An 11,100-nucleotide genomic window follows, 5' to 3' on the forward strand; every position below is an offset into this window, starting at 1 on the left:
GCTGCGCACCGAGGTCCCGGCCAACTGGCTGCCCCTGGTCCCCGTCGAACCGCGCCCCGGCTCCTACCGCCTGCGCCTGTCCCACCTCGACGGGGCGCTGCCCCTCGGCCGCCTGCTCGGCCCCGAACTCCCCGGCGCCTACGAGTTGTTCGCCGAGGAGGTGCCCAGGGAGGGCCTCACCGTGACCCGGGCCCACCAGTACGCCCGCGGCTCCGACGGCCGCGGCGTCCTGTGGACCGCCCGCCGCACCCGTCCCGGCCGCGGGGGAGCGTCCTCGGGCCTGCGCTTCGACGTCGTGGAGGAGTGACCGAGGAACCCACCGGCACCGGCCGACCGACCGCGCCGGGGGCGGGCCTGGCACGCCGAAGGGCGGCGCCCCTGGTGGGGGCGCCGCCCTTCGGTTTCGCGTGGTGCCTCTTCGTCGGAGGCGCGGTGTCGCTCGTCCGCTCAGTACGCGCTGTTGACGTTGTCGATCGAGCCGTACTTGTCGGCCGCGTAGTTGGCGGCGGCGGTGATGTTGGAGACCGGGTTCCAGATGTCGTGGGGGGTGCCCTCGACGTGGTAGGCCTCGAAGGTCGGCGGGATCACCTGGAGCAGACCCTTGGACGGGATGCCGTTGATGGCGTTGATGTCCCAGTCGTTGATGGCCTTCGGGTTGCCGGACGACTCACGGATGATGTTCTTGTGCAGCCCGTGGTAGGTGCCCGGGATGCCCTTCTCGTGCATGATGTCGAGCGACTCGCGGATCCACCCGTCGAGGTTGTTCGGGTAGACCTTCTTCGCGGCCTTCTCAGCCTTCTCAGCCTTCTCGGCCTTCGCGGGAACCTTGTACGCCACCGTCCGGACCTCGACCCGGTCCGCGGAGCGGCTCACCGTGTCGGCGGTGCGCTCGCCGACGGCCTTGTCCGTGGCCGCGGACAGGGCGGTGGCGGTGGAGGCGGACACGGGCTTGGCGGCGGCCTGGGCCGGCTGCTGGTCCGCGGTCGCGGCCAGGCCGAAGGTGGTGGACGCGGCGAGCGCGGCGAAACCGCCGACGACGGCGGTCTTCCGGATCATGGCCGTGGTGGGGGCGGTGAAGGTGAAGTTACGCATGGGGCACCTCTTCGACGTGGCGGGGGAGTGGCTTCGCGGGAGTCGCTCCTCGGTCGGTGTCCGCTCGCTGCGGACCAGGGGGTGCCCTCATTGGCACGGGGTGCCGCGGTCGGAAGACGCGGCTTGCTGAGCGACGAGTGCAATTCTTAGCGACGGTGAAATCGCAAAGCAAAGGTGTGGTCTACGACGTCGGGTCGTAGAGCGGTCTTCCGATTCGCCGCAAAGGCGTCATCGGTGCAGTTCAGCGCGATGTGTGGTCGGCTTGAACCCACTAACGCCGTTCGTACGTGACGCGCGCCCCATGCCTGCCCTCACACGCGGGCGGCTTCGTTGTTGCGCTGAGTTGCGGGAGCAATGCTCTGCGTCAGGGTTCGGCGGCGGGGGATCCGGGTGCTCGCCGACACCCGCCGCACGGCATGCGCGGTGCTGGAGGCGCGGCCGAGGGCCTGGCTCGCGTTCGTTAGGATCGGCCCCCTGATGACTGCCACCCTCGTCGCCAAGGAACTCGCCGCCGGACACGGTGACCGCACCCTCTTCACCGGACTCGACCTCGTCGTCGCGCCCGGGGACGTGATCGGTCTCGTGGGAGCCAACGGCGCCGGTAAGTCCTCGCTGCTGCGCCTGCTCGCCGGGCTCGACCGGCCCGAGGACGGCGAGCTCCGGCTCTCCCCGCCCACCGCCACCGTCGGCCACCTCCCACAGGAACCCGAGCGCCGCCCGGGGGAGTCCGTGCGGGGCTTCCTCGCCCGCCGCACGGGGGTCGCCGACGCCCAGGCCGCGATGGACGCCGCGACCCAGGCGCTGGTGGACGGAACGCCCGGCGCCGACGACGCCTACGCGGAGACCCTGGAGCGGTGGCTCGCGCTCGGCGGAGCCGATCTGGACGACAGGGCCGAGGAGGTCGCGGCCGACCTCGGCCTGACCGTCGGCCTCGACCTTCCGATGACCGCCCTCTCCGGCGGACAGGCAGCACGCGCGGGACTGGCCTCGCTGCTCCTCTCGCGCTACGACGTCTTCCTCCTCGACGAGCCCACCAACGACCTCGACCTCGACGGTCTGGAACGCCTGGAGCGCTTCGTCTCCGGGCTGCGGGCCGGCGTCGTGGTGGTCAGCCACGACCGCGAGTTCCTGATGCGTACGGTCACCAAGGTCCTGGAGCTGGATCTCGCCCAGCAGCAGATCAACCTCTACGGCGGTGGGTACGCCTCCTACCTGGAGGAACGCGAACGCGCCCGCTCGCACGCACGCGAGGAGTACGAGGAGTACGCCGACAAGCGCTCCGCGCTCGAAGGCCGTGCCCAGATGCAGCGGGGATGGATGGACAAGGGCGTCAAGAACGCCCGGCGCAAGGCCACCGACAACGACAAGATCGGCCGCAAGTTCCGCAGCGAGGCCAGCGAGAAGCAGGCGGCCAAGGCCAAGCAGACCCAGCGGATGATCGAGCGTCTCGACGTCGTCGAGGAGCCCCGCAAGGAGTGGGAGCTGCGGATGGAGATCGCCTCCGCGCCGCGCTCCGGCTCCGTGGTGGCCACCCTTCGCGACGCCGTCGTCGCCCGGGGTGACTTCACGTTCGGGCCGGCCACCCTGCAGATCGACTGGGCCGACCGGGTCGCCATCACCGGCGCCAACGGTGCGGGCAAGTCCACGCTGCTCGCCGCCCTGCTCGGCAGGCTGCCGCTGGACTCCGGCCATGCCTCGCTCGGATCGGGCGTGGTGGTCGGCGAGGTGGACCAGGCACGCAAGCTCTTCCACGGCACGGAGACCCTGCTGGACGCCTTCTGCGCCGCCGTCCCCGAGACCGAGCCCGCCGACGTGCGCACCCTCCTCGCCAAGTTCGGCCTGCGCGCCGCGCACGTGCTGAGGCCCGCGACCACGCTCTCGCCCGGCGAGCGCACCCGCGCGGGTCTCGCCCTGCTCCAGGGCAAGGGGGTCAATCTGCTGGTCCTGGACGAGCCGACCAACCACCTCGACCTGCCGGCCATCGAGCAGCTGGAGTCGGCGCTGGAGGCCTACACGGGGACGCTGCTCCTGGTGACCCACGACCGGCGGATGCTGGAGGCGGTGCGCACCACGCGCCGGGTCGAGGTCACCGAGGGCCAGGTCACCGAGGCCGGCTGAACACGGACCCCACCCCGGGGCCCGAACGCGCAGGGCCCGAACCGGAATGCACGAACGGGCAGGGCCCGCCCCTCCCGGCGGGGAGGGACGGGCCCTGACGAACGCACCGCCCCTCAGTCGACGTAACTGATCTCCGACGCGGAGTAGATGCAGTGGGTGCCGTCCGCACCCGAGCCGATCTCGCTCGGCTCCCCGCTCGTCGTGCCCCTGTACTTGGTGCAGATCTTCATGTCACGGTCCTCGTCCTCGTAGATCGTGACGTCCGAGATCCGGGCCGTGTCACCGTAGTTGGTGTTGATGCCGACCAGGCTGGTGCCCGGGGCGGTCGCCCAGATGTTCTGCAACTGGATGTGGCGGGCGTTCTGCGTGGAGCAGTTGCCGCAGGAACGGACCAGCTTGCCGAAGTCGTCGACCTGGAAGTTCTTCACGACCAGGGTGCCGACGCCGTTGTGCTGGAACACCTTGTCCTCGGCCAGCCTCGCGCCTCCGCCGTCGATCGTGCGGACCGTCGAGGAGGAGCCGCCGCGGAAGGTGGCGGCGTCCTCGCCCACGTCCTCCCACCAGACGTTCTTGATGGTGCAGGTGCCCGCGCAGTGCACACCGTCGGCGGCCGGAGCGCCGAGGATGACGTTCTGCAGGGTGGCGCCGTCCGCCAGCTTGATGATCGAGGGCTGGTCCTCGTCCTGGCCGCCGCTGCCCAGGTCACCGCTGCCGTACAGACGCTTCATGCCACCGTCGTACGTGCCCGAGACCTCGATGGTCGACGAGACCGCCTGGCTGCCGTTCGCGGTCGGCCATGACGGCCGGTTCGTGGGCGGGTCGGTCGGGTTGGTGGGCGGGTCGGTCGGGTTGGTGGGCGGGTCCGTCGGAGTGGTCGGCGGGTCGGTGGGGACGGTCCCGGACGCCGTGAAGGTCCAGCTCTTGCTCGTCACGGAATCGCAGGAGTTCTGCTGCACCGGAGCACCGGAGGCGGTCGAACTGTCCTTGACGTTCAGGCACTTGCCGCCGTTGCTGTTGACGACCCGGTAGGTGTTGCCGCTGACCGACGTCAGGGTCCACACCTGGGTGGCGGTCCCGGCGCAGTTCTGCTGCTCCACGGCCTTGCCCGCGCTGGTGGAGGCGTCCCGCACGCCGGCGCACTTGGCGCTGTGAGCGGCGGACAGCGTGTAGCCGCTGCCGGAGGCGGTGAGCTTCCACGTCTGGCTCGCGGCTCCGGTGCAGGAGCTCTGGGCGAGCTGGGTGCCCGCGGCCGTGGAGGCGCCCGGCACCCCCAGACACAGACCGCTCGCTAAGTTCTTCAGGGTGTACGAGCCCGCGGCGGGTGCCGCCGAGGCCGAGCCGGTCGCGAAGAGGGCGACCAGGCCCGCGCCGAGGAGTGACACCACGGCGGCCAAGACGGCGGCTGCACGGCCGCCACGCCTTCTGACGTGCATGATCTCAGTGCGCACTGGCTGTTCCTTTCACCGCCTGCGGCGTCCTCCGCAGGCACCTGTGGGGGTTGGTGCGGTGGTGAAGGCCGGTTCCCGAGCGCCGAACGTCATTCGGCAACGTGAACCGTGTTCATGTATGCGAACCAGTGTGACGGTAAGTCACGCACATGGGGCGGTCAATAAGTCGAGCGAAAGTATCGGCCGGGCCGAGTCCGGCACGCACGGCACGCACGGCACGGCGGACCGTGATGCGGCCGAGGCCCAGCCCTCCTGGGGCCTCGGCCGAGGGGCCCCGTCACCGCCCGGGGGCCTCCGGCGCCGTCGGCGGCTCGGCGGGCGTCGGCGGGGGCGGCCCGAAGAGGACGGCTCGGGCCACGGGCGGGGCGAACAGGCTGGTGACCGGTGCGCACAGGCCCAGCACGGAGCGGAAGGCGCGCCCCACCACGGGGTCACCGGGATAGCGCTCCAGGACGCGCCGCAGGTACCAGTTGGCGACGCGGTCCCCCGGCCCGGTCGCCAGCGCGTTGCCCACCGCGCCCGGCATCGACCGGTCGGACCCGGCCGAGATGTCCCATGCCTGCCTGGACGCCGTGAGGAGCGCCTTCTGCACGCGCCGCGTCGTGGAGGGCCGCCGCGGATCGGACAGGACGTCGCGCAGGACGACCGCGCTCATCGCGGCCACGGTCATGCCCTGGCCGTAGATCGGGTTGAACGTGCACAGGGCGTCGCCGACGGCGACGAAACCGGCCGGACGGCGGCCGGGAAGGTCGTAGCGGCGGCGGACGTTCGCGGTCCGCCGGAACGCGAACGGGGGAGTCAGCGGTGCGGCCTCGTCCAGCCACCGGTGCAGGAGCGGATGCGGCAGCCTCTTCCTGACGTAGGTCACGAACTCGTCGCCGTCCGTGGGCGGTTCGTCGCCTCGGAGCCCCGAGACGACGACCAGGTGGGTGCCGTCCTCCAGGGGCAGCGCACCACCGGCGTAGACCTGGGCGGGGCTCGGGTAGACGTAGTAACCGCGGGTGTCGCCGTCCAGGACGCCCTTCCGGCCTCGGTACACGCGGGAGGAGTACGCCAGACCCGTCTCGATGGTCTCCTCGCGCGCGGCCTCGGCGCCGATGGCCGTCAGCCACTGCGGAGCCTTCGTCCCCGCTCCCGAGGCGTCGACGACCAGGTCGGCCTCGAGGACCTGTTGCGTTTTCCGGGCGTCACCGGAGCGCTCCCGGACCAGGACGCCCCGAACCCGCCGGGCGTCACCGTGAAGGCCGAGGACCTCGGTCTTCTCCGCCACGCTGATCATGGGGTTCGCGAGGACGCGCTGTCGCACCAGCTCCTCCAGCTGCGCCCGCGAGCCGGTGTAGATGTGCGTCGTCGCGGCAAGCCTCCTGAACCAGCGCCCGTCCTGCTGCTGCACCAGGTCCGACGGCATGCCCACACGTGGCGCCCCCGCCGCCCGCAGTTCCGCGACGACACCGGGAAGCAGCGACTCCAGGGCCACCTGCCCGCCCTCCAGCAGGACGTGCGGATGCCGGGCCTGGGGCACCCCGGGCCGCGGCCCGGTACCGGCCGGGAGCCGGTCGCGTTCGACGACGGTCACCCGGTCGGCGTACTCGGCGAGGACGTGAGCGGCCAGCAGTCCCGCGAGACTCCCGCCCACCACGACCGCATGCCGCCCGCCGCGGTCCTCGCCCCTGTCCGGACCGCCCGTACTCCGTGCGGATTCCACTGATGCGTCTCCCCTGCTGCGCGACGTCGGAGGGTCCAGTGTCCCCCCTCGTCGCGCTGATTTGGCAGGTTTTCGGGTGGTCGCCCCCGTCTTGGCGGGGCTCCCCACCCCGAGTGCCACGGGCCGCTCCGGAGGCCGGCCCGGGAGGCCCGGGGCTTCCAGGGCGCTCACGAGCGCTGATGCGGGGTCAGGCGTCACGTTGACGGGCCGGCGTGACGATGACGTGACCGCGCCGAGAAGCGCGAGGGCCGCCCGGTGGGGCCGGGCAGCCCTCGCACTTCCATGGAAGGCAGGTCTGCTCAGCGGACGGTGTCGGCGGCCTGTTCGACGATGCGGGTCACGGCACCGGGACGGGAGACGGTCACCGCGTGCGAGGCGTCGACCTCGGTGGTACGGGCGTTGGCGCGGGCGGACATGAAGCGCTGGGCGGCCACAGGGATGTTCAGGTCCTCGGTGGTGACCAGTGACCATGAGGGAATGGTCTTCCAGGCGGCCCCGGTGGACTTCTCCTCAAGTGCGGCAGCGGCGATCGGGCGCTGCTCGGCGGCCATCAGCCGAGCCTGGTCCGCGGGAACGTCCGCGGCGAACTGCTGGCGGAACTCGTCATGCTCGATGTAGACGTCGGCGCCCGAGGTGCCGTCGGGCAGGGTGTAGTTCACCGGGTCGATCACGTTGCCCAGGGTGCTGCCCGGGAACTTGTCGGTCAGCCCCAGCGAGCTCTCACCGGCGTCGGGCAGGAACGCGGCGATGTAGACCAGGGCCTTGACCTTGTGCTCCAGGCCGACCGCGGCCTGGCTGATCACGGTGCCGCCGTAGGAGTGGCCGACCAGCACCACGGGGCCGTCGACGTGCTCGACCACGCTGCGGAGATAGGCGGCGTCGCTCGCCGGGCCGCGCAGCGGGTTGGCCGCGGCCACCACCGGATATCCCTCACGCTGCAGACGCCGCACCACCGCGTCCCAGCTGGAGGCGTCGGCGAACGCCCCGTGCTCCAGCACGATCGTCGGCCGCTCCCGGTCACGTGGCGCCATACTCGCCTCGGCGGGCAGGGTCAGGCCCGTCATGGACAGGCCCACCGCCCCGACACCGAGCAGGGCGAGCAGTCGGGTGGGCCGGGTCAACTGGGTGATACGCATCATGAACAACTTTCGGTAAACGGGTGGTGGCCCTGAGAGCCGCACCGGCAGCGTTGCCTGGCCGGATCGGTCGGCGGTGACCTCCGCGGAACTCGGCGGCCCTGCCGCCCTGCCGGCGCCCCCAACGGCAGCCGGCAGGGTTGGCGCCCAGCAAGGGCTTCTGTGCCACAGGGGGTCACGGCTCACTACGAGCAACACCGCATGGTGGTTCACCGGGCGGTGGCCGCGCCGCGTCCGGTGGTGTGCGCGGAGCCGGGTCCCGGTGCTCGTGCCGCGCGGGGCGGGATGTCCTGTCCGACCGGCGGATACCTGGGGCATGGTGCACCACCCGTCCGCCCGGCGGACCGATCTCTCCGCTGACGGGGCCGCGCGCAGTTCGATGGACCGACTGCCCGCCGGGCCCGGGAGGCGGCGGTGGGCCCTTGCCGAGGTGGGGGACACTGGTCGAGTGATCGTCGAACGCGCGTATGCTCACCTCTCCTCGTACGACGAGGACACCTGGCCGTGGTCGGTCCCTTGCGTCCGCCAGTTGCTCGACGAAGGGATGCGCTTCACGGCACCGGTGACTTTTCTGGTCGGTGAGAACGGGTCGGGGAAGTCGACCCTGGTCGAGGCGCTGGCAGAGGGTTTCGGCCTGGACTCCTACGGTGGCTCCCACGACTGGCGCTACTCCTCCCCACGCGGCCGGTCGGTGCTCGGCGAGCGGATGAGGTTCGAAGCGGCCACGGGACGCGGACGCAAGATGATCACCAGTTGGTCGGCCCGCAAGGGATTCTTCCTGCGGGCCGAGACAGCGCTGGACGCACTGGACAGGGAAGGCTTCTCGCCTGACTCGGTGAGCCATGGTGAAGGCTTTCTCGAGGCGTTCCGCGGAAAGTTCCTTCACGTCGGCCTCTACATTCTCGACGAGCCGGAGGCAGCACTGTCCTTCTCGTCCTGCCTCGAACTGATCGGGCACATCGACCGCTTGGCCAAGGCGGGCGGTCAAGTCATCTGTGCCACGCACTCCCCCTTGCTGACCGCCCTGCCAGGCGCGGACATCCTCGAGGTCGGCGAGCACGGCACGCGAAGAGTCGCCTGGCGGGAGCTCGCACTCGTGGACCACTGGCGCCGTTATCTTGCCGAGCCACAGGCTTATCTCCGGCACATCATCGAGCCGTAGGCGCGGCCGGCCCACCGTCCCCCGAGGGCCGGCGAGAGGGTCCGACAGCGGTGGGGTGCGGCAACCGGTCCGACACCGCACCCACCGCGGGAGCCCCGGGGGCGTGTCGACGCCGCGTGGGCGCCCCGCTGCCGGACGGAGCGCGGTGGACCGTCCGGCAGCGGCGTGGAGCCGACCTACTTGGCGAGGAAGGCGAGAAGGGCGTCGGTGACTTCCTGGGCGTGGGTCCACAGCAGGCCGTGGGGGGCGCCGTCGATGACGACGTAGTCGGCGTCGGGGAGCGCCTTGTGGAAGGGCTCCCCGGTGGCCTCGATGGGCAGGATGCGGTCCGCGGTGCCGTGCAGGATCAGTGCCGGGACGTCGACCTTGTCGATGTCGGCACGGAAGTCGGTGGTCCAGGTCGCCACGCAGGCCAGCGAGGCGTACCAGGAGGAGCCGGCGGCGACGTTCCAGCTGTTGCGGACGGCTTCCTCACTGATACGGGTGCCGAGGTTCTCGTCGAGGTTGTAGAAGTCCTGGTAGAAGGCGCTGAAGTAGGCGTAGCGGTCGGCGGTGACGGCCTCCTTGATGCCTTCGAAGACGCCTCCGTCGACGCCGCCGGGGTTGTCGTCGGTCTTGAGCAGGAAGGGCTCCAGGGAGGCCAGGAACGCGGCCTTGGCGATGCGGGCGGAGCCGTAGGCGCCCAGGTAGCGGCCGACCTCGCCGGTGCCCATGGAGAAGCCGACGAGGACCGCGTCGTCGAGGTCGAGGGTCTCCAGGACGGTGTTCAGGTCGGCGGCGAAGGTGTCGTAGTCGTAGCCGGTGGTGGGCTGGCTGGAGCGCCCGAAACCGCGACGGTCGTAGGTGATGACGCGGTAGCCGGCCTCCAGCAGGGCGGCGGACTGCTTCTCCCAGGAGTGGCCGTCGAGCGGGTAGCCGTGGATCAGCACGACCGGCTGACCGGAACCGTGGTCCTCGTAGTAGACGTCGATCGGAGCGGAATTCTCCTGGCCGACAGTGATGAACGGCATGATGACTGCCTTTCGGTGCGCGGACGGTGGTGTGAGCCGGTGCGGTACAAGGAAGGAAGGCCCGTGGTCCCGGACGCCTGATGCCCGCACTCTGTCATCGGGAGAACGGAGGCGGGGCGCGAGCGGTTCACCAGGTGGACGGGAAAAGGCCGCCCGTCCGGTCGAAAGGCCGAAGCGCGGGACGACTGCGCCCTCCGGGGCCCAGGTCCGCAGCAGGCCAGTTGCCCGGACGGCCCTACGGTTGATCCGAAGCGGCCTCGAGCCGCGGCGCGTCGCTCGCCTCCTCGTCCAGTGCGGCGAGTCGGGCCCTTATGCCCTTCAGGCCCTCGAACGCGTCCTCGTCCGATCCGCCGGTGCCCTCCAGGGCGCGGGCCCAGGCCGCCCGGGCGGCGTCCTTGTTCCCCATCGACAGATGGGTGTCGCCGATGTAGGTCAGCGACCTGATCGCGTGTCTCCGGTCGTGGCCCTCCTCGAACACCGTCAGTGCCCGGTGGTGGCAGGCCAGCGCCTCCTCCTGCCGGCCGACGGCGTCGTAGGCGCGGCCCAGAGTGTCCCAGCACATCGCCTCCCGCCACGGCGCGTGCAGACCTTGGAACACGGTGACGGCTTCCTCGCCGTAGACGATCGCCTGCTCGGGTCGGCCCAGAAGCGCGTAGTGCGATGCCACGGCGTTCAGCGGGTCGGAGATCCACAACGGGTCTCCGGTGAGCCGGGCCAGCTCCAAGGACCGTTTCGCCCGGGCCAGCCCTTCCTCCCGACGGTCGAAGAGACGGAACACGTACGACGCGGTGTACTGGGTGCGGACCTGCTCGACCAGGGTTGCGGGGTCGTCGGCCGGCTCGAAGAACGTCGCGGCACGGTCCAGATGGCTCAGCGCCTCGTCCTGGCGCCCCATCTGCCCGTGGAGGACGCCGAGCATACGCAGAATGCGGCCCTGTTCGTGGCGATCGCACTGACGGCGCGCCGCCTCGAGAGCGGCGGTGAGCACCCTGACGGCCTCGGGCCAACGTTCGTGGCGGTTCAGGTACTCCTTGAGCACCCGGGCCAGGCCCATGACGTGCTGATCCAGGCGCTGGGTGACGGCGGTCCGCAGCAGGCGTGCCATCACCGACTGCTCGGAGACGAACCAGCGCGTCACCCTTTCGGCATCCTCGAGCTGTTCGGGAACGGTGCCGGAGCTGAGAGGGCCGGGGGCAACGGGATTCGGATCGTGGTTCAGCAGCCGGTTGCCCGCGCTGCCGGTGAAGATGTAGTGGTCCAGGACGCGTGTGGTGGCGTCACGGCGCTCGGCGCCGGTGTCCTCCTCGGCGAGCTCGGCAGCGTACTCCCGCAGCAGGTCGTGCACGGTGTAGCGGCCCGGCACGGGCTGTTCGACAAGACGGACCTCCTCGAGTGCGGCGAGCAACCGGCGGGCCCGGGCAAGGGGGAG

The 11,100-nt window shown here is 71.0% G+C and carries 8 protein-coding genes and 1 pseudogene; 3 read left to right on the plus strand and 6 right to left on the minus strand.

Annotation, left to right across the window (positions count from 1 at the left end; all coding sequences use genetic code 11):
- Window positions 1-307: pseudogene (locus tag ACOV8S_RS06505) on the plus strand (hypothetical protein); the annotation flags it as partial.
- 140 nt (window positions 308-447) lie between these two features.
- On the opposite strand, the gene ACOV8S_RS06510 reads toward ACOV8S_RS06505, so the two are convergent.
- Window positions 448-1,092, minus strand: coding sequence for a transglycosylase SLT domain-containing protein (locus tag ACOV8S_RS06510; RefSeq protein WP_448316613.1), 645 nt, complete (start codon window positions 1,090-1,092; stop codon window positions 448-450).
- 477 nt (window positions 1,093-1,569) lie between these two features.
- Here ACOV8S_RS06510 and ACOV8S_RS06515 point away from each other — a divergent pair, with 477 nt between their 5' ends.
- A complete protein-coding gene (locus ACOV8S_RS06515; protein ID WP_448316615.1) occupies window positions 1,570-3,210 on the plus strand; it encodes an ABC-F family ATP-binding cassette domain-containing protein in 1,641 nt (546 codons plus the stop codon).
- A gap of 113 nt (window positions 3,211-3,323) precedes the next feature.
- Here the strand turns inward: ACOV8S_RS06515 and ACOV8S_RS06520 are convergent, their stop codons facing one another.
- The 3 genes from ACOV8S_RS06520 to ACOV8S_RS06530 all read right to left on the minus strand — a co-directional run bounded on the left by ACOV8S_RS06520 (window position 3,324) and on the right by ACOV8S_RS06530 (window position 7,499).
- A complete protein-coding gene (locus ACOV8S_RS06520) occupies window positions 3,324-4,658 on the minus strand; it encodes a pectate lyase (protein WP_448316616.1) in 1,335 nt (444 codons plus the stop codon).
- Between the two features lie 277 nt (window positions 4,659-4,935).
- On the minus strand, window positions 4,936-6,294 hold the full coding sequence (locus tag ACOV8S_RS06525) for an FAD-dependent oxidoreductase (RefSeq protein ID WP_448317378.1): 1,359 nt from the start codon (window positions 6,292-6,294) through the stop codon (window positions 4,936-4,938).
- A 368-nt stretch (window positions 6,295-6,662) separates the two neighbouring features.
- Entirely contained in the window at window positions 6,663-7,499 is an 837-nt protein-coding gene (locus tag ACOV8S_RS06530) for an alpha/beta fold hydrolase (protein ID WP_448317379.1), read from the minus strand.
- A 448-nt stretch (window positions 7,500-7,947) separates the two neighbouring features.
- On the opposite strand from ACOV8S_RS06530, the gene ACOV8S_RS06535 reads away from it, so the two are divergent.
- The gene (locus ACOV8S_RS06535) at window positions 7,948-8,661 is read left to right on the plus strand and encodes an AAA family ATPase (RefSeq protein ID WP_448316617.1); all 714 of its coding nucleotides are present in this window, start codon (window positions 7,948-7,950) and stop codon (window positions 8,659-8,661) included.
- Between the two features lie 176 nt (window positions 8,662-8,837).
- On the opposite strand, the gene ACOV8S_RS06540 is transcribed toward ACOV8S_RS06535, so the two are convergent.
- Window positions 8,838-9,671, minus strand: coding sequence for an alpha/beta fold hydrolase (locus tag ACOV8S_RS06540; RefSeq protein ID WP_448316619.1), 834 nt, complete (start codon window positions 9,669-9,671; stop codon window positions 8,838-8,840).
- A 235-nt stretch (window positions 9,672-9,906) separates the two neighbouring features.
- Window positions 9,907-11,100 (minus strand): tetratricopeptide repeat protein (locus tag ACOV8S_RS06545; protein ID WP_448316621.1); only part of this gene is annotated, 1,194 nt, incomplete at its 5' end.

The sequence above is a fragment of the Streptomyces sp. CO7 genome, from assembly GCF_053474865.1.

Excerpts from the sequence above, each read along its gene's own strand:
- ACOV8S_RS06515 (WP_448316615.1), top strand. The coding sequence starts at position 1,570 with ATGACTGCCACCCTCGTCGCCAAGGAACTCGCCGCCGGACACGGTGAC.
- ACOV8S_RS06540 (WP_448316619.1), bottom strand. The coding sequence starts at position 9,671 with ATGCCGTTCATCACTGTCGGCCAGGAGAATTCCGCTCCGATCGACGTC.
- ACOV8S_RS06530 (WP_448317379.1), bottom strand. The coding sequence starts at position 7,499 with ATGCGTATCACCCAGTTGACCCGGCCCACCCGACTGCTCGCCCTGCTC.
- ACOV8S_RS06510 (WP_448316613.1), bottom strand. The coding sequence starts at position 1,092 with ATGCGTAACTTCACCTTCACCGCCCCCACCACGGCCATGATCCGGAAG.